The organism is Streptomyces sp. NPDC060035, assembly GCF_042736635.1.
Lineage (GTDB): Bacteria > Actinomycetota > Actinomycetes > Streptomycetales > Streptomycetaceae > Streptomyces.
Window position 1 is genome coordinate 1 of the sequence record NZ_JBHWVO010000003.1, and the last position, 23,330, is coordinate 23,330.

The 23,330-nt window shown below is 68.5% G+C and carries 23 protein-coding genes and 2 tRNA genes; 12 read left to right on the forward strand and 13 right to left on the reverse strand.

Annotation, left to right across the window (positions count from 1 at the left end; genetic code table 11):
• Positions 1-53: 53 nt before the first annotated feature.
• From clpX to ACFWBQ_RS05145, 5 genes are all read right to left on the reverse strand, one after another.
• Positions 54-1,355, reverse strand: a complete 1,302-nt coding sequence (gene clpX / locus ACFWBQ_RS05125) for an ATP-dependent Clp protease ATP-binding subunit ClpX (RefSeq protein WP_385484041.1) — start codon at positions 1,353-1,355, stop codon at positions 54-56.
• Positions 1,356-1,511: 156 nt separating this feature from the next.
• Positions 1,512-2,195: an ATP-dependent Clp protease proteolytic subunit gene (locus tag ACFWBQ_RS05130; RefSeq protein ID WP_019992624.1), complete on the reverse strand. Its 684-nt coding sequence runs from the start codon at positions 2,193-2,195 to the stop codon at positions 1,512-1,514.
• A gap of 77 nt (positions 2,196-2,272) precedes the next feature.
• Positions 2,273-2,878: an ATP-dependent Clp protease proteolytic subunit gene (locus ACFWBQ_RS05135; protein WP_164494208.1), complete on the reverse strand. Its 606-nt coding sequence runs from the start codon at positions 2,876-2,878 to the stop codon at positions 2,273-2,275.
• Between the two features lie 278 nt (positions 2,879-3,156).
• Complete coding sequence (tig, locus tag ACFWBQ_RS05140) at positions 3,157-4,548, reverse strand: trigger factor (RefSeq protein WP_385484044.1); 1,392 nt, start codon at positions 4,546-4,548, stop codon at positions 3,157-3,159.
• Positions 4,549-4,711: 163 nt separating this feature from the next.
• Positions 4,712-4,788 (reverse strand) — tRNA-Pro (locus ACFWBQ_RS05145).
• Between the two features lie 158 nt (positions 4,789-4,946).
• Between ACFWBQ_RS05145 and ACFWBQ_RS05150 the strand changes: the two genes are divergently transcribed.
• The 3 genes from ACFWBQ_RS05150 to ACFWBQ_RS05160 all read left to right on the forward strand — a co-directional run bounded on the left by ACFWBQ_RS05150 (position 4,947) and on the right by ACFWBQ_RS05160 (position 5,744).
• Positions 4,947-5,020: transfer RNA gene (locus ACFWBQ_RS05150), tRNA-Gly, on the forward strand.
• Between the two features lie 141 nt (positions 5,021-5,161).
• The gene (locus ACFWBQ_RS05155; RefSeq protein WP_385484047.1) at positions 5,162-5,350 is read left to right on the forward strand and encodes a hypothetical protein; all 189 of its coding nucleotides are present in this window, start codon (positions 5,162-5,164) and stop codon (positions 5,348-5,350) included.
• A gap of 262 nt (positions 5,351-5,612) precedes the next feature.
• Positions 5,613-5,744, forward strand: a complete 132-nt coding sequence (locus tag ACFWBQ_RS05160; RefSeq protein ID WP_385484050.1) for a hypothetical protein — start codon at positions 5,613-5,615, stop codon at positions 5,742-5,744.
• A 74-nt stretch (positions 5,745-5,818) separates the two neighbouring features.
• On the opposite strand, the gene ACFWBQ_RS05165 is transcribed toward ACFWBQ_RS05160, so the two are convergent.
• Complete coding sequence (locus ACFWBQ_RS05165) at positions 5,819-6,013, reverse strand: hypothetical protein (protein ID WP_329211088.1); 195 nt, start codon at positions 6,011-6,013, stop codon at positions 5,819-5,821.
• Between the two features lie 480 nt (positions 6,014-6,493).
• Here ACFWBQ_RS05165 and ACFWBQ_RS05170 point away from each other — a divergent pair, with 480 nt between their 5' ends.
• Positions 6,494-7,669 carry an acyltransferase family protein gene (locus ACFWBQ_RS05170; protein WP_385484054.1) on the forward strand — a complete coding sequence of 392 codons (1,176 nt, stop codon included), beginning with the start codon at positions 6,494-6,496 and terminating at the stop codon, positions 7,667-7,669.
• Between the two features lie 70 nt (positions 7,670-7,739).
• Here ACFWBQ_RS05170 and ACFWBQ_RS05175 read toward each other — a convergent pair whose 3' ends face one another.
• Positions 7,740-8,240: an HD domain-containing protein gene (locus tag ACFWBQ_RS05175; RefSeq protein WP_385484056.1), complete on the reverse strand. Its 501-nt coding sequence runs from the start codon at positions 8,238-8,240 to the stop codon at positions 7,740-7,742.
• 150 nt (positions 8,241-8,390) lie between these two features.
• On the opposite strand from ACFWBQ_RS05175, the gene ACFWBQ_RS05180 reads away from it, so the two are divergent.
• Positions 8,391-9,569 (forward strand): cation:proton antiporter, encoded by a 1,179-nt coding sequence (locus tag ACFWBQ_RS05180; RefSeq protein ID WP_385485009.1) that lies wholly within the window; start codon positions 8,391-8,393, stop codon positions 9,567-9,569.
• A gap of 119 nt (positions 9,570-9,688) precedes the next feature.
• Here ACFWBQ_RS05180 and ACFWBQ_RS05185 read toward each other — a convergent pair whose 3' ends face one another.
• The 3 genes from ACFWBQ_RS05185 to ACFWBQ_RS05195 form a co-directional block, all read right to left on the reverse strand.
• Positions 9,689-10,834, reverse strand: coding sequence for a PP2C family protein-serine/threonine phosphatase (locus ACFWBQ_RS05185; protein ID WP_385484059.1), 1,146 nt, complete (start codon positions 10,832-10,834; stop codon positions 9,689-9,691).
• Positions 10,835-10,956: 122 nt separating this feature from the next.
• Positions 10,957-11,838, reverse strand: coding sequence for an Fpg/Nei family DNA glycosylase (locus ACFWBQ_RS05190; protein ID WP_385484062.1), 882 nt, complete (start codon positions 11,836-11,838; stop codon positions 10,957-10,959).
• A 75-nt stretch (positions 11,839-11,913) separates the two neighbouring features.
• Entirely contained in the window at positions 11,914-12,402 is a 489-nt protein-coding gene (locus ACFWBQ_RS05195; RefSeq protein ID WP_385484065.1) for a ribose-5-phosphate isomerase, read from the reverse strand.
• A gap of 241 nt (positions 12,403-12,643) precedes the next feature.
• Here ACFWBQ_RS05195 and ACFWBQ_RS05200 point away from each other — a divergent pair, with 241 nt between their 5' ends.
• Both ACFWBQ_RS05200 and ACFWBQ_RS05205 read left to right on the forward strand, forming a co-directional pair.
• On the forward strand, positions 12,644-14,083 hold the full coding sequence (locus ACFWBQ_RS05200) for an amino acid permease (RefSeq protein ID WP_385484068.1): 1,440 nt from the start codon (positions 12,644-12,646) through the stop codon (positions 14,081-14,083).
• Between the two features lie 88 nt (positions 14,084-14,171).
• Positions 14,172-15,482 (forward strand): FAD-binding oxidoreductase, encoded by a 1,311-nt coding sequence (locus ACFWBQ_RS05205; RefSeq protein WP_385484070.1) that lies wholly within the window; start codon positions 14,172-14,174, stop codon positions 15,480-15,482.
• On the opposite strand, the gene ACFWBQ_RS05210 is transcribed toward ACFWBQ_RS05205, so the two are convergent.
• Positions 15,463-16,056 carry a biotin transporter BioY gene (locus ACFWBQ_RS05210; RefSeq protein WP_385484073.1) on the reverse strand — a complete coding sequence of 198 codons (594 nt, stop codon included), beginning with the start codon at positions 16,054-16,056 and terminating at the stop codon, positions 15,463-15,465. The genes ACFWBQ_RS05205 and ACFWBQ_RS05210 overlap by 20 nt on opposite strands.
• Positions 16,057-16,323: 267 nt before the next feature.
• On the opposite strand from ACFWBQ_RS05210, the gene ACFWBQ_RS05215 reads away from it, so the two are divergent.
• The 3 genes from ACFWBQ_RS05215 (at position 16,324) to ACFWBQ_RS05225 (ending at position 19,971) form a co-directional block, all read left to right on the forward strand.
• Positions 16,324-17,721, forward strand: coding sequence for an amino acid permease (locus ACFWBQ_RS05215; protein WP_385484076.1), 1,398 nt, complete (start codon positions 16,324-16,326; stop codon positions 17,719-17,721).
• Between the two features lie 137 nt (positions 17,722-17,858).
• Positions 17,859-19,265: an amino acid permease gene (locus tag ACFWBQ_RS05220; RefSeq protein ID WP_385484078.1), complete on the forward strand. Its 1,407-nt coding sequence runs from the start codon at positions 17,859-17,861 to the stop codon at positions 19,263-19,265.
• Between the two features lie 43 nt (positions 19,266-19,308).
• On the forward strand, positions 19,309-19,971 hold the full coding sequence (locus ACFWBQ_RS05225) for a CatB-related O-acetyltransferase (protein ID WP_385484081.1): 663 nt from the start codon (positions 19,309-19,311) through the stop codon (positions 19,969-19,971).
• Positions 19,972-20,044: 73 nt separating this feature from the next.
• Here ACFWBQ_RS05225 and ACFWBQ_RS05230 read toward each other — a convergent pair whose 3' ends face one another.
• Complete coding sequence (locus tag ACFWBQ_RS05230; RefSeq protein WP_385484084.1) at positions 20,045-20,497, reverse strand: GNAT family N-acetyltransferase; 453 nt, start codon at positions 20,495-20,497, stop codon at positions 20,045-20,047.
• Positions 20,498-20,653: 156 nt separating this feature from the next.
• Here ACFWBQ_RS05230 and ACFWBQ_RS05235 point away from each other — a divergent pair, with 156 nt between their 5' ends.
• Together ACFWBQ_RS05235 and ACFWBQ_RS05240 are read left to right on the forward strand one after the other, a co-directional pair.
• Positions 20,654-21,712 (forward strand): glycerophosphodiester phosphodiesterase family protein, encoded by a 1,059-nt coding sequence (locus ACFWBQ_RS05235; protein ID WP_385484088.1) that lies wholly within the window; start codon positions 20,654-20,656, stop codon positions 21,710-21,712.
• Between the two features lie 97 nt (positions 21,713-21,809).
• Positions 21,810-22,451 carry a superoxide dismutase gene (locus ACFWBQ_RS05240; RefSeq protein WP_385484090.1) on the forward strand — a complete coding sequence of 214 codons (642 nt, stop codon included), beginning with the start codon at positions 21,810-21,812 and terminating at the stop codon, positions 22,449-22,451.
• Positions 22,452-22,610: 159 nt separating this feature from the next.
• On the opposite strand, the gene ACFWBQ_RS05245 is transcribed toward ACFWBQ_RS05240, so the two are convergent.
• Positions 22,611-23,261 carry a DsbA family protein gene (locus ACFWBQ_RS05245; protein WP_385484093.1) on the reverse strand — a complete coding sequence of 217 codons (651 nt, stop codon included), beginning with the start codon at positions 23,259-23,261 and terminating at the stop codon, positions 22,611-22,613.
• Positions 23,262-23,330 lie beyond the last annotated feature (69 nt).

Genomic DNA, 23,330 nt, shown 5'->3' on the forward strand with positions numbered 1-23,330 from the left:
CGCCCGGCCAGTGGCCGGGCGCCCCTTCGGCGTGCGTATCGCTGACGCTGCCGCTACGCGGACTTCTCGTGGCGGCCGCCGTCGTCGTTCTTGCCGATCGTGCGCGGCTCGCGCGGGACCAGCGTCGGGTTGACGTTGTTGCGGACGACGTCCGAGGTGATGACCACGCGGGCCACGTCCTTGCGGGACGGGACCTCGTACATCACGGACTGGAGGACTTCCTCCATGATCGCGCGCAGACCGCGCGCGCCCGTCTGTCGCAGGATCGCCTGATCGGCGATGGCTTCCAGCGCCTCGCGCTCGAAGTCCAGCTCCACACCGTCGAGTTCGAAAAGCCTTTGGTACTGCTTCACCAGGGCGTTACGCGGCTCGATCAGGATCTGGAGCAGCGCCTCGCGGTCCAGGTTGTGGACCGAGGTCAGGACGGGAAGGCGGCCGATGAACTCGGGGATCATCCCGAACTTCACCAGGTCCTCCGGCATGACCTCCTGGAACTGGTCGCTCGCCTGGATCTCCAGCTTCGAGCGGATCGTCGCGCCGAAGCCGATGCCCTTGGCGCCGGCCCGCGACTCGATGATCTTCTCCAGACCGGAGAAGGCACCGCCCACGATGAACAGCACGTTCGTCGTGTCGATCTGGATGAACTCCTGGTGCGGGTGCTTCCGGCCGCCCTGCGGCGGTACGGAGGCGGTGGTGCCCTCCAGGATCTTCAGCAGGGCCTGCTGGACGCCCTCGCCGGAGACATCGCGGGTGATCGACGGGTTCTCGCTCTTGCGGGCGACCTTGTCGATCTCGTCGATGTAGATGATCCCGGTCTCGGCCTTCTTGACGTCGTAGTCCGCGGCCTGGATCAGCTTCAGCAGGATGTTCTCGACGTCCTCGCCGACATAGCCGGCCTCCGTCAGCGCCGTCGCGTCGGCGATGGCGAACGGGACGTTGAGCATGCGGGCCAGCGTCTGCGCGAGGAGTGTCTTGCCGGAGCCCGTGGGGCCCAGCAGCAGGATGTTGGACTTGGCGAGCTCGATGGCGTCGTCACGATTCGCGCCGCCGCCGTTCTCCCCGGCCTGGACCCGCTTGTAGTGGTTGTACACCGCGACCGAGAGGGCCTTCTTCGCGGGCTCCTGCCCGACGACGTACCCCTCGAGGAACTCGTAGATCTCGCGCGGCTTGGGAAGCTCCTCCCACCGCACCTCGGAGGTCTCCGCGAGCTCCTCCTCGATGATCTCGTTGCAGAGATCGATGCACTCGTCGCAGATGTACACACCGGGTCCTGCGATGAGCTTCTTCACCTGCTTCTGGCTCTTTCCACAGAACGAGCACTTGAGCAGGTCGCCGCCATCACCGATGCGTGCCACGAGGTGCTTCCCCTTCGCCTGGGAGCAGCCTGGTTCAGCGGCTCCTGGTGCCTCTATCCGACGGTACCTTGCCTGGCCCCCCGTTCGGGCCCCCCTTGGCACGGTTCACACGGCCGGGGCCGTGCTCATGGAATGTGCCAAGGGGAAAGACCGACGTCAGACGGACGCGCCGGCTGTGGTCTTGCGGGTGGAGACAATCTGGTCCACCAGACCGTACGCGAGTGCGTCGTCGGCGGTAAGGATCTTGTCGCGCTCGATGTCCTCGCTGATCTTCTCCAGCGGGGTGGTGGAGTGCTTGGCCAGCATCTCCTCGAGCTGGGTGCGCATCCGCAGGATCTCGTTGGCCGCGATCTCCAGGTCGGAGAGCTGCTCACGGCCGGTCTGCGAGGACGGCTGGTGGATCAGCACACGGGCGTGCGGGAGCGCCATGCGCTTACCCGGGGTGCCCGCGGCGAGCAGGACGGCGGCGGCGGAGGCCGCCTGGCCCATGCAGACCGTCTGGATGTCCGGCTTCACGAACTGCATCGTGTCGTAGATCGCGGTGAGCGCGGTGAACGAGCCGCCCGGGCTGTTGATGTAGATCGAGATGTCGCGGTCCGGGTCCATCGACTCCAGGCACAGCAGCTGCGCCATGACGTCGTTGGCCGAGGCGTCGTCGATCTGCACGCCGAGGAAGATCACGCGCTCCTCGAAGAGCTTCGCGTACGGGTCGTACTCGCGCACACCCTGCGAGGTGCGCTCCACGAAGCGCGGGACGACGTAGCGGTTGTCCACCTGCGGGCCGGTGTAGAGGCCGCTCGCGGAGGCGCCGGGGAAGTTGTTCATGTGGGTGTTCACCATCCTGGTGGCGTTCATGTGGGCTGGGAGTCTCGGCGTACGAGAGGGTGCGGCGTGGTGCCCGTCCGGGTGAACCCGGATCAGGCGCCGGTGCCGCCGCCGCCCGGGATGCCCGACGCGACCGTGATGATCTCGTCGATGAGGCCGTAGTCCTTGGCCTCCTCCGCCGTGTACCAGCGGTCGCGGTCGCCGTCGCGGATGATCGTTTCCACGGTCTGGCCGGAGTGATGGGCGGTGATCTCCGCCATCCGCGTCTTCGTGCGGAGCAGGTACTGGGCCTGGATCTTGATGTCCGAGGCGGTACCGCCGATGCCGGCCGAACCCTGGTGCATGAGGATGTCGGTGTTCGGGAGCGCGAAGCGCTTGCCCGCCGTACCACCGGTGAGCAGGAACTGGCCCATCGAGGCCGCCATGCCCATACCGATGGTGACCACGTCGTTCGGGATGTACTGCATGGTGTCGTAGACCGCCATGCCTGCCGTCACCGAGCCGCCGGGGCTGTTGATGTAGAGGTAGATGTCCTTGTCCGGGTCTGCGGCAAGGAGCAGAAGCTGTGCGGTGATCTTGTTGGCGATGTCATCGTCGACCTGCTGACCGAGGAAGATGATGCGCTCGCCGAGCAGTCGGCTGTAGACCTGGTCACCGAGGCCTCCACCGAGGGACGGCTCTCCGGCGGCGTAGGGCATCAGATTCGTCACGTATCCACCTGCTCGTCTCTGACGGCTCCGGCCGTCTCAGCGTCTTCGTACCGGGTGGGCCGGGACTGACCGACCCTTCCTCTTCATGGACCCTAACGCGCAGGTGGGACAACGCCATCCCGCTTCCCCAACTGTTCGCTGGGAGCGCAAGGTGAGCAGTCCGCACAAGGGTTCTGGGGGCGCGGGGCCGATACGCCGACGGGCTCCGGACGTGGTGCGTCCGGAGCCCGTCGTATGCGGATCAGATAAGCCGATCAGTACGAGGATCAGGCCTCGGTCTTCTCGTCGGCGGCGACCGCGTCAGCGGTGCCCTCGGCGGCCTCGACCGTCTCGATGGCCTCTTCCTCGTCGTCCTCGAGCTCGACGACCTCACCGTTGGTGTCGACGACCTTGGCGGCCTCGACAACCACGGCGAGCGCCTTGCCGCGGGCGACCTCGCCGACGAGCATCGGCACCTGGCCGCCTTCGACGACGGCCTGGGCGAACTGGTCGGGGCTCATGCCGGAGGAAGCAGCGCGCCGCATGAGGTGCTCGGTGAGCTCCTCCTGGTTGACGTTCAGCTTCTCCTTGTTGACGAGCTCGTCAAGGATGAACTGGGTCTTGATGCCCTTGATGGCCTGCTCGGAGGTCTCGGCCTCGAACTCCTCGAGCGTCTTGCCCTGGATCTCCAGGTACTTCTCGAGGTCGAGACCCATCTGGCCGAGCTGGTGGTGCTCGAGGTTGTGCTTGCGGGTCTGGACCTCGTCCGCGAGAAGCTTCTCGGGGATCGGCACCTCGGCCAGCTTCAGCAGCTCGTCGAGGACGCGCTCCTGGGCCTGGGTGGCCTGGTCGTACTGCTTGGTGTTCTCGAGGCGCTTGCGGCTGTCCTCGCGGAGCTCGGCGAGCGTGTCGAACTCGCTCGCCATCTGCGCGAAGTCATCATCCAGCTCGGGCAGTTCGCGGGAGGCGACGGTGGTGACCTTGACGGTGACCTCCGCTTCCTTGCCCTCGGCGGAGCCGCCCTTCAGCTCGGAGGTGAAGGTGGCCTCGCCACCGGCCTCCAGGCCGGTCACGGCGTCGTCGATGCCCTCGAGGAGCTCGCCGGAACCGATGGTGTACGAGACACCGGCGGCCACGCCGTCCTCCAGGACCTCTCCGTCGACCTTGGCCTCCAGGTCGATCGTGACGACGTCGCCCTCGGCGGCGGCGCGCTCGACCGGGTTGGTCGAGGCGAAGCGCTCGCGGAGCTGCTCCACGGCCTTGTCGACGTCCTCGTCGGTGACCTCGAGTGCGTCCACGGTGACCTCGATGCCGGAGTAGTCCGGAATCTCGATCTCGGGACGGACATCCACCTCGGCGGTGAAGGCCAGCAGCTCGCCGTCCTTCAGTTCGGTGATGTCAACCTCGGGCTGGCCCAGAACGTTGAGCTCACCCTCGTTGACAGCCTCGGTGTAGAACTTCGGAAGGGCGTCGTTGACGGCCTCCTCCAGCACAGCACCACGGCCGAACCGCTGGTCGATGACGCGGTTGGGGATCTTGCCCTTACGGAAGCCCTTCACCGTGACCTGCTGGTTGATCTTCTTGTACGCCGCGTCGAGGCTGTCCTTGAGCTCCTCGAAGGGCACCTCAATGCTGAGCCGAACCCGGGTCGGGTTCAGGGTCTCCACGGCGCTCTTCACGGTTCGGTCTCCTTGGTGGCTGACTTCTTGGGGTTCTGCTGGGCCGCCGAGAGGCGGCTTCGCGGATCGAGCCCGGTACATCAGACACACGGGCACGCAATTTGCATAGTAACGGCAAGCGGGATGACTCCCACAACGCGATCTTGTCCGGTGATCTTGCCGGTGGTCGGGGTGGCCGGATTCGAACCGACGACCTTCCGCTCCCAAAGCGGACGCGCTACCAAGCTGCGCCACACCCCGTCGGTGCGACACGTAGGGTACATGCCGACAGGCAGTGCGCAGCACTCTTTACGAAGCCGGTCACGGACAGTCACACCGATACAGGTGTGCGCGCACCTTCTCCGACCCGCTACGATGCTTTTCGTGCCGCGGTCCACCGGACCTGCGGTGCGGTGCTTGCGGGCGTAGCTCAATGGTAGAGCCCTAGTCTTCCAAACTAGCTACGCGGGTTCGATTCCCGTCGCCCGCTCCAATCACTCAGGGCCAGGTCAGAGGTTCATCCTCCGACCTGGCCCTGATGTGTTTCCGATCCGGCCCTCCGAGGTTGAAGACCTGCTCGACCGGTGTCGATGTAGCGTCCCCCCGAGAAGGGCGGCACGGGGGGGAACACAGCGTGAGCCGGAGACGGTATGTGGCCAGAGGGGTCCCGGGCGGCTATCGCATCTGGGACAACAGGGGGCGCCGGTGGTGGGGCGACCACTACGAACTCTGCCCCGATGATCTCCTCGCCGAACTGAACGGTGTCGCCGACCACGGGAGGATCACGGCTCTTCTCAAGCGGTACAGGGCCCTGAAGCGCTGAACCGTCGCACCCGGCACGTGCCCGGTCGTTCGGAGCCGAAGACCACGGGCGCATGGATGAGTGGGGCATTTCACGGGATGAGCTGACACGCCTCGCCACCGAACGGGAGTCACGCTCAGATGGTCCTCAACACTTTCCGTTTCCGGTTCCACGTGCACGAACGGGGTGGCAGGTTCATCTCCACGCGGGAGCATGATCGTGTCTCGCGGGCCGCTGCCATCAGGCGACGAGGGGGACGAGGGGGACGAACACGCTGGGAACAATGGACCTGGGAGTCAAGATCGGCGTAGCAGTCACGATCATCGCCGTCGCAGGTCTCGCCCCTGCCGGTCGCCAGGTGGTTCAGGGTGCAGGGACGGTGGACCGGGCGCGGCAGACCGCCAGGATCGGGTGATGTGGACGCGTCCGCCGCATGCCGGGGTTCGGCCCGACGGTTGCTCGTCGGACCGGGCCGTTCGCGTGTGCGGATCAGAAGCTGATCTGGTTGATCGTCTCGGCTATCGAGTTCATGAATCTGTTGATCGACGGCGCCATGCCCGTCGATGCCAGAAAGAAGCCGAAGAGCACGGCCACGACCGCCGGCCCGCCCTTGATGGACCCGCCGCGGATCAGCACCACCAGGATGATCCCCAACATCAGCACCACAGACAGTGAAATGGCCACGACTGATCACATCCTTGGTCGGTCCGCCTTGCCGGCCCGGCGGCGTGCAGCCCAGCACACCTCCGTTGCTTCCATCGTGCCACCAACTCCCCTGCAGGTGCTGCCAGGTGACGGATAGCACTGACCGGATCACGCCATCCTCGCGCCCGCGCGCGCCTCGGGGCGGATCGCCGCAGGGGGCGCCAGGAGTAGACGCGGCAGGGCTCTGCGGGAAATCCGTACGCCCGCTGTGTGCAAGGCAGTTCGAATATCGACTGCCGTGATCGTTTCCATACCCCCACAGTTCATTCACAGTATTGCGCCGTGCGTTCGTGCGACGAAATTCACTCTCCTCAACTTCACGCCGATATGCCCTATTTAAGGGGGATTAACCATCTGATAGCGGGCGGTTGTCGGTGGTTTCATTTTCGAATGGGCGGGAACACGCGATATCTCTTGAGAGATTTACGCATGGCAATCAACAGGTCTAAGGTGCCTTAGATGTTCCAAGCTCCGAGCGAATTCAAGAGGGCCCCGATCCCCCCGGAGACCCGGGAGTCGGAGCCCAGACACCAGCGGACGACGTCGACGGCCGTCAGGACTCCCCCGGCCGCCGAGGCCCCGGCCCCGGCCCGCTCACCGGCCGCCGAGGCCCCCGCTCCGGCCAAGCGGCGCGACGCCTACTTCGACAATGTGAAGTACCTCGCGATCGTGCTCGTCGCGGTGGCCCACGCCTGGGAACCCGTGATGGACGGCAGCCGCGCCACCCGCGCGCTGTACATGGTCGTGTACTCGTTCCACATGCCGGCCTTCATCCTCATCTCCGGTTACTTCTCACGGTCGTTCGACATGAGTCCCGCCAAGGTGAAGCGACTGGTCACCGGGGTGGCTGTGCCCTACGTGCTGTTCGAGACGGCGTATTCACTGTTCAAGCGGTACGCCGGCGGTTCGGACGACGTGCCGGTCACCCTGCTCGATCCGCTGTTCCTCACCTGGTTCCTGATCGCCCTGTTCATCTGGCGGGTCACCACTCCGTTGTGGCGCTCACTGCGCCACCCGCTGCCGGTCGCCCTCACGATCGCCGTGCTCGCGTCGGTGACTCCGGGCATCGGTGACGATCTCGATCTGCAGCGCGTCCTGCAGCTCCTGCCGTTCTTCGTGCTGGGTCTCCTGCTGAAGTCCGAGCACTTCCAGCTGGTCCGACGGCGTGAGGTACGGCTGCTGGCCCTGCCCCTGTTCGCCGGTGCCCTGCTGTTCGCCTACTGGGCGGCGCCCCGCATGCAGCTCGGCTGGTTCTACCGGAGCAGTGCCGCACAGGAACTGGGCGCTCCCTGGTGGTCGGGGGCCGTGATGTCCCTGGCGATGTTCGGATGTGCGCTGCTTCTCACGATCGGCTTCCTGGCCTGGGTGCCGCGCCGTCATATGTGGTTCACCGTGCTGGGAGCCGGGACGATCTGCGGCTATCTGCTGCACGGCTTCCTCGTGAAGGGCGCCGGATACTTCGGCCTGTTCGACCGCTACGAGTGGCTCACCGGGCCTGCCGGCCTGGTGGTCGTCTCCCTCGTCGCGGCTGCCGCCGTCACCCTGCTGTGCACCCCTCCGGTCCGGCGTGTACTGCGTTTCGCCACCGAGCCGGATCTGCAGTGGGCGTTCCGCCGGGACACCGCCAAGCGCTGAACCGGCCGGGGGCTCGTCGGCCGGGACGGGTTCCGGCCGTCGCGTGGACCGGCCCCGGACCGGTCCCGGATCAGCCTGTCGTGGGGTTGGCTTGATCCTGCTGGTCGGTGGGCAATTCGCCTCCCGGGAGCCCCAACAGCCCACGCACCTGCGCATATTTCGCTGTCAGCCGGGTACGCGTCGCCGGCTCCAGGATCGCGAGGCGGTCCGGATCCGCATTGTGCGCCAGGTCCGACTCCTTGATCAGCAGCGCGCCGGGGGTGGCGAGAATCCGCCCGGTGTACGCGAAGAGGTCCTCGCCGTCCCGCTTGGTGACGGCGAGGACCATTTCTTTGACCTGCCGCGTCAGCGGGGCCTCGTCCAGCCACTGCCGGGACAGCGCATCGTCCTCGACGGCGTCGTGCAACCAGGCGGCGGCGATCTGCTCGTCGCTCCCGCCCCGGATCCGTACGCCCTCGGCGACCGCGGCGAGGTGCTCGGCGTAGGGGCGCCCCGCCTTGTCGGTCTGGGTGCGATGGGCCTCGCGAGCGATCGACTCGACCTCGGCCAGGGTCAGATACGGGGTCGGCATGCGCCCGACTGTACGCCGTCGGGGCCGGAGTCCGAGGGGTTCATAGTTGCAGCGTCAATCGTTCGGTAAACTAATTACTGACGATTCCTTGACGCCCTCTTGACCGAACGAAGGATCAGGCTCATCGGACACGCAGACACGCTCATCGCCATGGGCGGCGCCTTCCTGGCCGCCGCCGTCCTCGCCCGCGTCGGCGGCCGGATCGGACTGCCGACCATCCCCCTGTTCATCCTGGCCGGGATCCTGCTCGGCCCGCACACACCAGGTGTCGTCATCGTCGACGACCCCCACGAGCTGGAGATGCTCTCCGCACTGGGCCTGGTACTGCTGCTCTTCTACCTGGGCCTGGAATTCCACCTCGACGACCTCAAAGCGGGCGGGCGCAAGATGGTGCTCGCCGGCACCGTCTACCTCGTCCTGAATGTCGGCGCCGGACTCGGCTTCGGCTTCGTCCTCGGCTGGGGCAACGCCGAGGCGCTGGTCCTGGCCGGCGTCATCGGGATCTCCTCATCGGCGATCGTCACGAAGATCCTGGTCGACCTGAAACGCCTCGGCAGCCCCGAGACCAAGCCGATCCTCGGCATCATCGTCGTCGACGACGTGTTCCTCGCCCTCTATCTGGCCGCCCTGCAGCCGATCCTGTCCCACTCGGACGGACTCGGCGCGGCCCTGCGGGACGGTGGCAAGGCATTCGGATTCCTGTTGCTGCTGGCCCTCGTCGCCCGCTTCGGCACGAAAGTCATCAGCAGGCTGATCGACACCCGGGACGACGAACTCCTCGTCATCTCCTTCCTCGGAGCCGCGGTCTTCGTCGCCGGCGTCTCCGACTGGTTCGGCGTCGCGGACGCGATCGGCGCCTTCATGGTGGGTCTGATGCTCGGCAGCACGACGTCGGGAGACCGCATCCTCAAACTGGTCCATCCGCTGCGGGACGCGTTCGGGGCCATCTTCTTCTTCGCATTCGGACTGTCCATCAACCCCGGGGACCTGCCGAGCGTGATGTGGCCGGTGCTGGCCGCGGTCGTACTGACGGTCGCGATGAACATCCTGTCCGGCATGTTCTCCGCCCGGGTGTACGGCTTCGGCCCGCTGGCGGCGTCGAACATCTCCACCACGCTGATGGCCCGCGGGGAGTTCGCCCTGATTCTCGCGACCATGGCTGCGGGCGCGGGGCAGGACGAACGGCTCTCCCCGTTCATCGCCGGTTATGTGCTCCTGCTCGCGGTCCTGGCACCCTTGGCGGCCGGCCGCTCGGACTGGCTGGCCCGCTTCCTGCCCGGAGGTCCGACGAAGGGCCGGGAGACCGAGAAGGCGGCGGTGCCGGTCTGACCGTCGCGTACGGGTACGGGGCCGCGTCACCGTACCCGTACCCCACCCCGGTGATCACGTTCGAGTGAAAGCGGCCAGCCGCATTGACGGTTGCACCTTTTCGGATACTTCCGTACGGTTCAGGCGCGACGGGACAGGAGCAGCAGCGCACGGTCGTCGTTGACGTCCTTCGCGCACGCCTCGATCAGGTGCCAGGCCGCGCCTTCGAAACCCGTGGCGACATAGCGGTCGGCCTCGCCGGTCAGCCGGTCGATGCCCTCGGCCATGTCCCGGTCGGACGCCTCCACCAGACCGTCCGTGAAGAGCATCAGCACGTCACCGGGCGCCAACGAGCCCTTCACCGCGTCGAACTGCGCTCCGTCGTACACACCGAGCAGCGGCCCCTCCGCGGCCTTCTCCTCCCACTGGCCACTGCCTGCGTGCAGTTGCAGCGCCGGGGGGTGGCCGGCGGACAGGAGTTCGTAGTCGCCCGACTCCAGATCCAGGACCAGATGGATCGATGTGGCGAAGCCCTCGTCCCAGTCCTGCCGCAGGAGGTACCCGTTGGCCGCGGGCAGGAAGCCGTGCGGCGGCAGTGAGCCGAGAAGACCACCGAAGGCGCCGGACAGCAGCAGAGCCCGGGAGCCCGCGTCCATGCCTTTGCCGGAGACGTCCGTGAGGACGACTTCCAGGGCGCGCCCGCCGTTGGTACGGGCCGCGACGACGAAGTCGCCGGAGAAGGACTGGCCGCCGGCCGGGCGCAGCGCCATCTCGCGGTGCCAGCCCTGGGGCAGCAGGGGCAGGGCGCTCTGGACCCGGATCCTCTCGCGCAGGTCGAAGAGCATCGTGCCGCCGCGCCTCCACGGCACACCGACTCTCGCCCGGAACTGGGCGAGGACCAGCCCGAAGAAGCCGCAGGCGGCGACGACCAGCACGGTGCCCGGAGTGACCCCGGCCGGTTCCTTCATGTACGGGCCGAGGCTGAGCGACTCGACGATGAGGGCGGCGGCCGCGGCCGCGTACAGGCTCAGCAGGCTGGCAGGCCTCAGCAGCAGTCCGCCGGCGACGATCGGCAGCGCCAGCGCGGCCGGTGAGAACCACACGGGGTTCAGCAAGGTGGCGCAGGTGATCGCCGGAATGATGAGCAGGAGGCCGACGAGCGCGATCCAGTCGGAGCCGTCACCGCGGAAGTAGTCGACGCCCGACTTGCGCAGCGCGATGCGCGCCCGGTGTGCCGATCTTCGCCACCGGGCCGGGTACGCGTCTACTCCTCTGCGACGGGCCATTGCCGGGACCCTATCCACCCGACAGCCTCCGGTGCAGGGGGACCCCTGTGACAATGCGTTCGAAATCGGGCCGACTCAGTCCGGTGCGCGTGCTCCGGGGGTGCACCGGGGCCGCTTTGTCCTCAATCGCGGGACGGACCCGATGCGGCCGCAGCCCGACTTGACGTGCCCTTCTGGCAGACCGGGCACCAGAAGAGGTTGCGCGCCGCAAGGTCCGCGGTGCGGATCCCGGTGCCGCAGATGTGGCAGGCCTGCCGTGCCCGGCGGTAGACGTAGACCTCGCCGCCGTGGTCGTCGACGCGCGGCGGGCGGCCCATCGCCTCGGGCAGGTGCTCGGGGCGGACCGTGTCGATCCGGTTGTTCCGTACGCCTTCGCGCATCAGCTCACCGAGGTCGGACCAGATCGCGTCCCACTCCTGGCGCGTGAGGTCCTTGCCGAGGCGGTACGGGTCGATGCCGTGCCGGAACAGGACCTCGGCGCGGTAGACGTTGCCGATGCCCGCGACCACCTTCTGGTCCATCAGCAGGGCAGCGACGGTGACGCGGCTCCGGGAGATCCGCTGCCAGGCCCGCTCGCCGTCCTCGCCGGTGCGCAGCGGGTCGGGGCCGAGCCGGTCGTGTATCGCCCGCTTCTCGGGTTCGGTGATCAGGGCACAGGTGGTGGGGCCGCGCAGATCGGCGTAGTGGGCGTCGTTGACCAGGCGGAGCCGGACGGTGTCGGTGGGCGGTGGCGCCGGAGTCGTACCGAAGCCGAGCTTGCCGAAGAGGCCGAGGTGGATGTGGACCCAGCCCGGCCCGTCGAAGCTGTGCCTGTCGAAGTCGTGCCCGTCGAAGCCCAGGAAGAGGTGCTTGCCGTGGGCGTCCACGCCGGTGAGGGTCCGGCCGTCCAGCAGCGCCGCACTGTCGGAGAACTTGCCCTGCGGGCTGCTCACCCGTACCGGACCGCCCGCGAACCGCTCATGGTGGTCCGCTGCGAGACGGTGGATCGTATGCCCCTCGGGCACGGCGGAACTCCTCGGTGACACGACTGTGCCGCCGGGTGCGGGACCCGGCGGCACAGGGAAGCGGGTGCGGGCCGTTCAGCCCTGCTGCGGGTGGTGGGCGGGGATCGGGGGGAGCTCGCCGGTCGCCTCGTACGCCGACAGCATCTCGATGCGGCGGGTGTGACGCTCCTCGCCCGAGTACGGGGTGCCGAGGAAGATCTCGACGAACTTGGTGGACTCCTCCACCGTGTGCATCCGGCCGCCGATGGCCACCACGTTGGCGTCGTTGTGCTCACGGCCGAGCGCGGCGGTCTGCTCGCTCCAGGCGAGTGCGGCGCGGACGCCCTTGACCTTGTTGGCGGCGATCTGCTCGCCGTTGCCGGAGCCGCCGATGACGATGCCGAGGGTTCCCTTGTCCGCTGCTGTCCGCTCCGCGGCACGCAGGCAGAACGGCGGGTAGTCGTCCTGGGCGTCATAGATGTGGGGACCACAGTCGACGGCCTCGTGGCCCTGGGCCGTGAGCCACTCGACGAGGTGGTTCTTGAGTTCGTAGCCGGCATGGTCGGAGCCGAGGTACACGCGCATGGTGCGAAGTGTGGCACGGACCGGGCGGGGTAGCCGTCAGCGGGGTCGGGACCCACCGGGGGTCGGGGTCCGGCGTCGGGGTCTGTGTGCAACGCCACTCGGGCAACGATCCGGTCAACGATCCGGAAGAGGGGGTTCCCCTTCCGGTGTCACTCGGGCTTGAATGCGTGGCCTTGCCTTCGCACCACCCCCGCAGAGGCAGGACCGACACACGTGATCAGAAAACGTAAGGATTCGATCCATGACGTCGCAGACGACTCTGGCTGAGCCGGGCCAACAGCCCGGCGAACCGGACAAGCCGGACTCCACGGGCGGGCTTCAGGCCGGCCTCAAGAACCGTCATCTCTCGATGATCGCCATCGGCGGCGTGATCGGCGCGGGCCTCTTCGTCGGCTCCGGCGCCGGTATCGCCGCCGCCGGACCGGCCATTCTCCTGTCGTACGCGCTCGTCGGCCTGATGGTCGTCTTCGTCATGCGGATGCTCGGCGAGATGGCCGTCGCCCGGCCGAGCTCCGGTTCCTTCTCCGCCTACGCGGACCGGGCCCTGGGCCGCTGGGCAGGCTTCTCGATCGGCTGGCTGTACTGGTTCTTCTGGGTCGTGGTGCTCGCCGTCGAGGCCACGGCGGGTGCCAAGATCCTGGAGGGCTGGATCCCCGGCGTTCCGCAGTGGGCCTGGGCCCTGATCGTCATGGTGGTACTCACCGCGACCAACCTGGTCTCCGTCGGTTCGTACGGTGAGTTCGAGTTCTGGTTCGCCGGGATCAAGGTCGTGGCGATCGGCGCCTTCGTCGTCGTCGGCCTGCTCGCCGTCTTCGGCCTGCTGCCGGGCTCGGACAACCCCGGGTCGGGTCTCGCCCACCTCACGGATACCGGCGGGTTCTTCCCCGAAGGTCCCGGCGCCATCCTCACAGGTGTGCTGATGGTCGTCTTCTCCTTCATGGGGAGCGAGATCGTGACCCTGGCCGCCGGTGAGTCGGAGGACCCGCAGCGCGCCGTCTCCAAGGCGACCAACAGCGTGATCTGGCGTATCGCCATCTTCTACCTGGGCTCGATCTTCATCGTCCTGACGCTCCTGCCGTGGAACGACCCGTCGATCGTCGCTGACGGTTCGTACGTGGCCGCGCTGAACGCCATCGGCATTCCGCACGCCGGCCAGGTCATGGACGTCATCGTGCTGACGGCCGTGCTGTCCTGCCTCAACTCCGGCCTCTACACGGCCTCGCGGATGGGCTTCTCGCTCGGCCAGCGGGGCGACGCCCCGAAGGCCTTCGCCCGGGTGAACAAGCGGGGCGTGCCGCAGGCGGCGATCCTCTCGTCCGTCGTGTTCGGTTTCGTGGCCGTCTTCTTCAACTACCAGTGGCCCGACACGGTGTTCCAGTTCCTGCTGAACTCCTCCGGTGCCATCGCCCTGTTCGTCTGGCTGGTGATCTGCTTCACCCAGCTGCGGATGCGCGGCATCATCCTGCGCGAGTCGCCGGAGAAGCTCGTCGTACGGATGTGGCTCTTCCCGTATCTGACCTGGGCGACGATCGCGATGATCTCGTTCGTCCTGGTCTACATGCTGACCGACGACGCCGGGCGTGAGCAGGTACTGCTCTCGCTGCTGGTCGCGGCGCTGGTCGTGGCCGTCTCGCTGGTACGTGAGGCACGCAGCCGCAAGGCGGCGGCCCCGGTCGAGTGATCGGCACCGATACCTGACGGCCGGTGTCAGGTTTACCCGGGAGGCTCTCCTTCGCCACGCAACAGCGAGCGAATGGAGAGCCTCCCTCATGACTGCCGCCCCGGCCGGCCCGGCCGCCCCCCTCAGCTTCCAGACCGGCTTCACCATCGCCCCCGATCTCCTGGTCGACGCCACCTGCCCCGCCGACGTCCGGGCCGCGGTGCGCAACGCCGCCTCACGTGGGCTGCCCGTCGCCGTCCATGCCACCGGGCACGGGCTGCCGGGCGCGGTACGGGGCGGGGTGCTGATCGGCACCCGCAGGATGAACACCGTGGAGATCGACGCCGAGCACGGGAGGGCCCGTGTCGGAGCGGGCGCTACCTGGGGGCAGGTGATCGAGGCCGCGGCACCGTACGGGCTCGCCCCGCCGAACGGGTCGTCCCCGGGGGTGGGCGCGGTCTCCTACACCCTCGGCGGCGGACTGGGCATCCTGGCCCGGGAGTTCGGCTACGCCGCCGACCTCGTCCGTTCGCTGGACGTGGTGACCGCCGACGGTGTCCTGCGCCATGTCGCCCCGGACAGCGAGCCGGAGCTCTTCTGGGCGCTGCGGGGCGGCGGGCACCGGCTCGGTGCGGTGACCGGGCTGGAGATCGGTCTGCTGCCCGTGGAGCGGCTGTACGGCGGCTCCGTCACCTTCGACGGGAGTTCGGCGGCGGAGGTGCTGGGACGCTATCTGGAGTGGACCCGGACCGTGCCGGACACCTGCACGTCCTCGGTCGCCGCGCTGCGCTACCCCGAGATCCCCCAGCTGCCGGAGCTGCTGCGGGGCCGCTATGTGATCTCGGTGCGGGTCGCGTACACCGGCAGTGCCGCGGACGGCGAACGGCTGGTCGCGCCGCTGCGGGCGATCGGGCCGGCGCTCGCGGATTCGCTGCGGGAGATGCCGTACACCGAGAGCCACACCATTCACAGCGACCCGCCGTTCCCGCACGCCTACTACGGCGACAGCGTGGTGCTCCGCGAGCTGGATGCCCGGACCGCCACGCGGATGCTGGAGCAGACCGGGCCCGCGGCACCGATGATGACGGTGGTCCAGCTCAGCCATCTGGGCGGGGCACTGGCCGCGCGGCCCTCGGACGACAACGCCGTGCCCTACCGGGAGGCGGGTTTTCTCCTGCGGCTGCTGTCGCCGCTGGACGGTACGGATGTGGCGGCGGTACGGGCGCTGTACACGGCCGTGGCCGGGGTGCCTGCGCCGTACGCCATGGGCCGTTCGCTGAACTTCTCCTTCGGCGGCGGGGACCGCACCGAGGGCTTCCACGGCCCCCGGGCACACGAGAGGCTCGCCGGTCTGGTGTCGCAGTACGACCCGGCGAGCCTCTTCGGTGGGGCCTACGGCATCAGCCGCGACGCCCGATGAGCTTCCAGGACGCGGGCAGCGCGCCCATGGCCAGCGCGGCCTTGACCGCGTCACCGATCAGGAACGGCGTGAGGCCCGCCGCGACGGCGGCGCTCATCGACATCCCGGTGGAGAGCGCCAGATACGGCACACCGACCGCGTAGATGATCACGGAGCCGACCACCATCGTGCCCGCGGTGCGCAGCACCGAGCGGTCGCCGCCGCGGCGGGCGAGGCCGCCGACGACCGTGGCGGCGAGCAACATGCCCAGCACGTAGCCGAACGAGGCACCGCCGGCACCGGAGCTGCCCTCGGAGAACCACGGCATGCCGGCCATCCCGACGAGCGCGTACAGCGCGAGGGAGAGGAAGCCGCGACGGGCGCCGAGGGCGGTGCCGATGAGCAGCGCGGCGAAGGTCTGGCCGGTGACGGGAACCGGGGAGCCGGGAACCGGGACGGCTATCTGGGCCGCGATGCCGGTGAGGGCGGCGCCGCCGAGGACCAGGGCGGTGTCCACGGCGTAGCGGTGCCGGGCTGCGGGCAGCAGGTCGGCGAGGACCGCTCCGGAACGGATGGGGGCGGCAGCAGTGCTCATCGGGACTCCGCGGGTGAGGGCAGCAGGACGGGTGGGGACGGACTGAGGGTGACGTTAGCCGACGGAATATCGCTCGATCACCATCAGCCGCCCACAAAGCGGTGGTTGAGGAGTTAGTGGGATTCACACAAAGAGCGTCATGCAATCGCTCATCGGCGTGATGCTTGTCACGGAGGCCGGGGCATGCGCGGCACCCTGTTCAGGCAGGGCCGTTGTCCCGTGAGACTGTAGGTTCCCCATAAATGATCCGAGAGTGACCCGCACCTCATGCACGACGCCCCTCCCCCCGCACACTCCCCCCTGCCGCCGGAGCCCCTGGCCCACGGTCTGAAGCAGCGCCACCTGACCATGCTCGGACTGGGCGGAGTGATCGGCGCCGGGCTTTTCGTCGGTTCGGGCGCCGGGATCGCCGTCGCGGGCCCCGCCATCGTCGTCTCGTACCTGATCGCGGGCACGCTCGCGATGCTGGTGATGCGGATGCTCGGTGAGATGTCGGCGGCGATGCCCGCGTCCGGTTCCTTCTCCGTCCATGCGGAACGCGCACTGGGCCGCTGGGCCGGTTTCGGCGTGGGCTGGCTGTACTGGTTCCTGCTGGTGGTGGTGCTCGCCGTGGAGGCGACGGCCGCCGCGCAGATCGCTCACGGGTGGGTGCCCTGCGTGGATCCGTGGCTCTGGGTGCTGGTGTTCATGGTGGTGTTCACCGTGGCCAATCTGACCGCGGTGAAGAACTTCGGCGAGTTCGAGTTCTGGTTCGCCGCGCTCAAGGTGACCGCCATCGTGGCCTTCCTGGTGCTCGGGCTGCTGGCCGTCCTCGGGATCCTCCCGGACACCGATCCGGTCGGGATGGCCAACCTCACCGGACAGGGCGGCTTTCTGCCGAACGGCTGGGACGGGGTCGTCTCCGGCGTACTCACCGTGGTCTTCGCCTTCGGCGGGCTGGAGGTACTGACGATCGCGGCCGCCGAGACCGACGATCCGGCGCGCGCGGTGGGCCGTGCGGTGCGCAGCGCGATGGTGCGGATTCTCTTCTTCTACGTCGGTTCGATGCTGATCATCGTGACGGTGCTGCCGTGGACCGCCCAGCAGGCGGGGCTCAGCCCCTATGTGAAGGTCCTGGACGCGATCGGGGTGCCGTCGGCCGGGCAGATCATGAACATCGTGGTCTTCGTGGCGCTGCTCTCGGCGCTCAACGCCAATCTGTACGGGGCATCCCGGATGATCTTCTCCCTGGCCGAGCGCGGCGAGGCTCCGCGCGGGCTGCTCAAGGTCTCGGGGAACGGCGGTGGCGGGGTGCCCCGGCGGGCCGTGCTGGCCTCGGTCGCCTTCGGCTTCGTCTCCGTACTGCTCAACCTGAAGTGGCCCGACACGGTCTTCCTCTACCTGCTCAACTCCGTCGGTGCGGTCCTGCTGTTCGTCTGGGGCCTGATCGCGGCCTCGCAGCTGCGGCTGCGCCGCCGCATCGAGCGTGAGGCCCCCCGGGCCCTGACCCTGAAGATGTGGTGCTTCCCCTATCTGACCTGGCTGACCCTGGCCGGTCTGCTGGGCGTGCTGGTGCTGATGCTCACCGATGACGCGGCCCGTTCGCAGGTCCTGTGGTCGGCAGGGGCCACCGGGCTGGTGCTGCTCGTGGCAGGTGTACGGGAGTTCCGGGCGCGCAGGGCCTGACCGAGGGTCACCTCGTATGCGGGTGTGCACCATGTGTGAGCCCGGTGACCGTATAGCGGACAACGGTTCCTTGTGGGCGGGCCTCATGCCCAGACTGTGGGCCGTCCCTCGTCCCACCCAGTGAACAGAGCCTGCCGATGTCCCGGACCTCCGCGCCGCCCCCCACGGACACCACACCCACCGCCGACTCCGCGCTCACCCACGGGCTCAAGCAGCGCCATCTGTCGATGATCGCTCTGGGCGGTGTCATCGGCGCCGGGCTGTTCGTCGGTTCCGGTGCCGGGATCGCCGCCGCCGGTCCGTCGATCGTCATCGCCTACGGCATCTCCGGGCTGCTGGTCATGTTCGTCATGCGCATGCTTGGCGAGATGTCGGCCGCCAATCCGGCGTCGGGGTCGTTCTCCGTACATGCCGACCGGGCGATCGGGCCATGGGCCGGCTTCACTGCCGGGTGGGCGTTCTGGGTGCTGCTCTGTGTCGCCGTCGGCCTCGAGGGCATCGGCGCCGCGAAGATCGTCACGGGCTGGCTGCCCGGCACGCCCGAGTGGGCCTGGGTCGCCCTGTTCATGCTGGTCTTCCTCGGCACGAACCTGGCCGCCGTGAAGAACTTCGGCGAGTTCGAGTTCTGGTTCGCGGCGCTCAAGGTCGTCGCGATCACGCTCTTCCTCGTGCTCGGCGTGCTCGCGATCCTCGGCGTGCTGCCCGGCACGGACTCCCCCGGCGGCTCGAACCTCACCGGAGAGGGCGGGTTCCTGCCGAACGGCTCCAACGGGTTCATCATCGGACTGCTCGCTTCCGTCTTCGCGTACGGCGGTCTGGAGACCGTCACCATCGCCGCGGCCGAGTCCGAGAACCCGGTGCAGGGCGTCGCCAAGGCCGTGCGCACGGCGATGTGGCGGATCGCGGTCTTCTACGTCGGCTCCATGGCGGTCATCGTCGCCCTCGTCCCGTGGGACAACCCGGCGGTCGCCGAGGTCGGCCCGTTCTACGCGGCCCTCGACCAACTCGGCATCAGCGGCGCCGCGGAGATCATGAACGTGGTCATCCTGGTCGCCCTGCTCTCCGCGATGAACGCCAACATCTACGGCGCTTCGCGCATGGCCTGCTCGCTCGTCGCACGCGGCCAGGGCCCGAAGCGCATCGGCACGATCTCGTCCGGTGTGCCGCGCAACGCCGTGCTCGTCTCCTCCGTCTTCGGCTTCCTGTGCGTGCTGCTCAGCTACTGGCGTCCCGACGATGTCTTCCCGTGGCTGCTCAACATGATCGGCGCGGTGATCCTGGTCGTCTGGGTCTTCATCGCCGTCTCCCAGCTGATCCTGCGCAGCCGGCTGGAGCGCGAGGCACCCGAGAAGCTCGTCGTGCGGATGTGGCTCTTCCCGGTCCTGACGATCGTGGCGCTGCTCGCCATGGCCGGCATCTTCTTCCTGATGCTCCGTCAGCCCGACACGCGTGACCAGCTGCTGGCGACCGGCGCGCTGACCGCGGTGCTGATCGTGACCGGTCTGGTGCGGCAGAAGCGGGCGGGGCGCGACCCGCGCGCCTGAAATTCCCGTGCCCATCGCACGGGCCTTCTGGGAGAGTGCCGGGATGAACCACGTCCCCGCCGATCCCACGGTGCTGCACCCGATGCCGGGCCAGCCCCGGGTGGTGCAGCTGAAGCCCCTGGTCACCTCGGCCCTGATCGAGGTCGGCGAGTACTCGTACTACGACGACCCCGATGACGCGACCGCGTTCGAGACCCGCAACGTGCTGTACCACTACGGTCCGGAGAAGCTCGTCATCGGCAGGTTCTGCGCGCTGGGGACCGGGGTGCGGTTCATCATGAACGGCGCCAACCACCGTATGGACGGCCCGTCCACGTTCCCGTTCCCCACCCTGGGCGGTTCCTGGGCCGACCATTTCGACCTGCTGACCGGCCTGCCGGGCCGGGGCGACACGGTGGTCGGCCACGACGTCTGGTTCGGCTACCGGGCGACGGTGATGCCGGGCGTACGGATCGGGAACGGCGCGATCATCGCCGCGGGTGCGGTGGTCACGGCCGATGTCCCGGACTACGGCATCGTCGGCGGCAACCCGGCGACGCTGATCCGTACCCGCTACGACGACGCGGACATCGCCCGGCTGGTCGCCGTCGCCTGGTGGGACTGGCCCGCCGAGCACCTCACCGAGCATGTGCGCACGATCATGTCCGGCAGCATCGACGAGCTGGAGGCGGCCGCGCCCGGGGGCTCAGCCCGGCCGGGCCGCTGAGTCGCGGCCCCGGCACCAGGGCTGCGGGGCACCTACCGGTCGTGGTCCCGTGAGGGCGTGACGCCCGGGGACATCAGCCGAGTTCGATGCGGAGCAACGGCAGTTCGCGCCCCGGGATCGAGCCCGACGGCGTCGCGCCGATACGGACGGCTCCCATGGCCACGTAGAACGGCTCGGCGTTCGGGTCGGCGTCGATGGTGAGCGCTGCGAAACCGAGCCGGCGCGCCTGCGCCATGGTGTGTTCGAACAGCATCCTGCCCACGCCCCGGCCGATCGTGTCCGGCTCCACGAACATCATGCCGAGGGCGCCTCGGGGAGGATCCCCGTCCAGGGTGGTGAAGCCCAGGATGCGCCCGTCCTCCTCCGCGACCTCCGTCCGCCGGGGGCCCACCTCCGCCGGGTGGACGGTGAGTTCGTCGCGGCAGGCGGCCAGGAACTCCTCGTCGTAGTCCCAGTGCCCCTTCGACCGCAGCGCCAGCTCGGTCAGTACCGCGGCGTCCTCGGGGCGCCCCTTTCGTACCTTCATCCGCGCCGTCCCCCTTCCGGGCCATCGGCGTTCGACGCCCGCCGACGACCCTACCCACGCCCGTACATGACGCCGCAAGCCTCTGTCCGCCCTGCCGTAACCCCTCGTGGCTTTGGTGGTTCCTCCGCCTACTTCCGGCCCGCACGAGGAGCTCGCATGTCCCAGCACCCGAGACGCCGTTCGATCCTCCTGGCCACGGCCGCGGTGTCGGCCGCCGCCGCAACCCCGGCCGTCGCCTCGTCCGGCCCCGGGCGTCCCCGGGGGCCCGTCGTCATCGGCCACCGCGGCGCCGCCGGCTGGCGGCCCGAGCACACGGCCGCCGCTTACACCTTCGGGGTGCGGGCCGGAGCCGACTGGATCGAGCCCGACCTCGTTGCGACCAAGGACCATGTCCTGGTCGTGCGCCACGAGAACGAGATCTCCGGCACGACGGATGTGGCCGGGCACCCGGAGTTCGCCGGCCGCCGCACCACCAGGACGGTCGACGGCAGGGCCGTCACCGGCTGGTTCACCGAGGACTTCACCCTCGCGGAGCTGAAGACGCTGCGCGCCGTGGAGCGGCTGCCGCTGATCCGTAACCGCAATACGGTCTTCGACGGCCGCGAGCAGGTGATGACGTTCCAGGAGGTCGTCGACCTGGCCCGCACCCTGTCCAAGGAGCACGGCCGCCGGATCGCGGTCTTTCCCGAGACGAAGCACCCGACGTACTTCCGCTCGATCGGCCTTCCGCTGGAACCGGAGCTGATACGGGTGATCCGGCGCAACCGTCTCACCGCCCGCGACTGCGTCGTCCAGTCCTTCGAGCCGTCCAGCCTGCACCGGGTGGCCGAGGCCCGGCTCGGTCTCCCGCTCTGGCAGGCGCTGGGCACGAGCGGCGGTCCGTACGGCCACGCGGCCACGTACAAGGAGATGATGACGCCGGCCGGGCTGCGCGAGATCGCCTCGTACGCGCAGTGGATCGGCCCGGACAAGTCCTCGCTCATCCCGCCCCTCACCTTGCTGGCCGACGCCCACGCGGCGGGGCTGAAGGTCGGCGCGTACACCTTCCGCGCGGAGAACCAGTACCTCCCTGCCCAGTACCGCAGGGGCACGGCACCCAACGACTTCGGTGACGCGTTCGCCGAGTACGCCTTCCACTTCGGACAGGGCGTGGACGCGGTCGTGACCGACTTCCCGGACCTTGCGGCGACCGCACGCGACGGGCTCCGGTCCTAGGACCAGGGGCTGATCACTTTCGGGCCCTCCTCCTGCTAGCCTGCAATTGCGAACGACTTGCAATAACAACAGGACAGCAGTTGGAGGGTTCGAACCCATGGCCACGTATACGCTTCCGGAACTCCCGTACGACTACGCGGCGCTCGAACCGGTCATCAACCCGCAGATCATCGAGCTCCACCACGACAAGCACCACGCCGCGTACGTCAAGGGCGCGAACGACACCCTGGAGCAGCTGGAAGAGGCCCGCGACAAGGAGGCCTGGGGTGCGATCAACGGCCTCCAGAAGAACCTCGCGTTTCATCTCTCCGGCCACATCCTGCACTCGATCTACTGGCACAACATGACCGGCGACGGCGGCGGCGAGCCCCTCGCGGCGGACGGTGCGGGCGACCTCGCCGATGCGATCACCGAGTCCTTCGGCTCGTACGCCGGCTTCAAGTCCCAGCTGACGAAGGCCGCGGCCACCACGCAGGGATCCGGCTGGGGCGTCCTCGCGTACGAGCCGGTCAGCGGCCGGCTGATCGTCGAGCAGGTCTACGACCACCAGGGCAACGTCGGCCAGGGCTCCGTCCCGATCCTGGTCTTCGACGCCTGGGAGCACGCCTTCTACCTCCAGTACAGGAACCAGAAGGTGGACTTCATCGAGGCGATGTGGCGCGTCGTCAACTGGCAGGACGTGGCGAAGCGGTACGCCGCCGCCAAGGAGCGCGGGGACGTGCTCCTGCTCGCTCCCTGACGGTGTGCAGACGTCCTGCCTCGTGATCGTCTTCTCAGCCTTCACCCGGCAGGCGGATCAACGAGGAACCCCCGCGAGGACATGACTCGCGGGGGTTCTTCCATGAGGCCGGGCCGTGCGACGTCCGGGCCGGGCGGACGTGCCGTCCGCTCGCCGTCGTCAGTCGAAGGACGGGCCCTGCGTGCGGGTCCGCTTGATCTCGTAGAAGCCGGGGACCGACGCGACCAGCAGCGTGCCGTCCCAGAGCTTCGCCGCGTCCTCGCCCTTCGGGGCGGGGGTCACGACCGGGCCGAAGAAGGCGATCTGCTCGCCGTCGGCACCCGGTACGGCTATGACCGGCGTGCCGACGTCCTGGCCGACCTTGTCGATGCCCTCCTTGTGGGAGGCGCGCAGCTCCTTGTCGTACGTGTCGGAGTCGGCGTACTCCGCGAGCTCCACCGGCAGGCCGACATCTTCGAGGGCACCCACGACGGCCTCGCGGGTCGGGCCCTCGCCCTTGTTGTGGAAGCGGGTCCCGAGCGCCGTGTAAAGGGGACCGACGACGTCGTCGCCATGCTTCTGCTGGGCGGCGACAACGACCCGGACCGGGCCCCACGCCTTGTTCGCCAGCATGTCCCGGTACTCCTCGGGCAGCTCGTCCAGCTTGTCCTCGTTGAGCACGGCCAGGCTCATCACATGCCAGCGGACCTCGACGTCGCGGACCTTCTCCACTTCCAGCATCCAGCGGGAGGTCATCCAGGCCCAGGGGCAGAGCGGGTCGAACCAGAAGTCTGCCGGGGTCTTGCCGTTCGACGTGCTGTTCTCGGGCATGTCTCTCCTCATGAGGTCGTCTCGCACCTGAGGTCCAGAACGCCGCGGGGCGCTCCGGCCATTCCCGGG

Bases quoted from the DNA above. Each gene is read 5' to 3' on its own strand.
- ACFWBQ_RS05130 (WP_019992624.1), bottom strand. From the start codon at position 2,195: ATGGTGAACACCCACATGAACAACTTCCCCGGCGCCTCCGCGAGCGGC.
- ACFWBQ_RS05135 (WP_164494208.1), bottom strand. From the start codon at position 2,878: ATGCCCTACGCCGCCGGAGAGCCGTCCCTCGGTGGAGGCCTCGGTGAC.
- ACFWBQ_RS05160 (WP_385484050.1), top strand. From the start codon at position 5,613: ATGGACCTGGGAGTCAAGATCGGCGTAGCAGTCACGATCATCGCCGTC.
- ACFWBQ_RS05170 (WP_385484054.1), top strand. From the start codon at position 6,494: ATGTTCCAAGCTCCGAGCGAATTCAAGAGGGCCCCGATCCCCCCGGAG.
- ACFWBQ_RS05175 (WP_385484056.1), bottom strand. From the start codon at position 8,240: ATGCCGACCCCGTATCTGACCCTGGCCGAGGTCGAGTCGATCGCTCGC.
- ACFWBQ_RS05180 (WP_385485009.1), top strand. From the start codon at position 8,391: ATGGGCGGCGCCTTCCTGGCCGCCGCCGTCCTCGCCCGCGTCGGCGGC.
- ACFWBQ_RS05185 (WP_385484059.1), bottom strand. From the start codon at position 10,834: ATGGCCCGTCGCAGAGGAGTAGACGCGTACCCGGCCCGGTGGCGAAGA.
- ACFWBQ_RS05195 (WP_385484065.1), bottom strand. From the start codon at position 12,402: ATGCGCGTGTACCTCGGCTCCGACCATGCCGGCTACGAACTCAAGAAC.
- ACFWBQ_RS05200 (WP_385484068.1), top strand. From the start codon at position 12,644: ATGACGTCGCAGACGACTCTGGCTGAGCCGGGCCAACAGCCCGGCGAA.
- ACFWBQ_RS05205 (WP_385484070.1), top strand. From the start codon at position 14,172: ATGACTGCCGCCCCGGCCGGCCCGGCCGCCCCCCTCAGCTTCCAGACC.
- ACFWBQ_RS05210 (WP_385484073.1), bottom strand. From the start codon at position 16,056: ATGAGCACTGCTGCCGCCCCCATCCGTTCCGGAGCGGTCCTCGCCGAC.
- ACFWBQ_RS05215 (WP_385484076.1), top strand. From the start codon at position 16,324: ATGCACGACGCCCCTCCCCCCGCACACTCCCCCCTGCCGCCGGAGCCC.
- ACFWBQ_RS05220 (WP_385484078.1), top strand. From the start codon at position 17,859: ATGTCCCGGACCTCCGCGCCGCCCCCCACGGACACCACACCCACCGCC.
- ACFWBQ_RS05225 (WP_385484081.1), top strand. From the start codon at position 19,309: ATGAACCACGTCCCCGCCGATCCCACGGTGCTGCACCCGATGCCGGGC.
- ACFWBQ_RS05230 (WP_385484084.1), bottom strand. From the start codon at position 20,497: ATGAAGGTACGAAAGGGGCGCCCCGAGGACGCCGCGGTACTGACCGAG.
- ACFWBQ_RS05235 (WP_385484088.1), top strand. From the start codon at position 20,654: ATGTCCCAGCACCCGAGACGCCGTTCGATCCTCCTGGCCACGGCCGCG.
- ACFWBQ_RS05240 (WP_385484090.1), top strand. From the start codon at position 21,810: ATGGCCACGTATACGCTTCCGGAACTCCCGTACGACTACGCGGCGCTC.
- ACFWBQ_RS05245 (WP_385484093.1), bottom strand. From the start codon at position 23,261: ATGCCCGAGAACAGCACGTCGAACGGCAAGACCCCGGCAGACTTCTGG.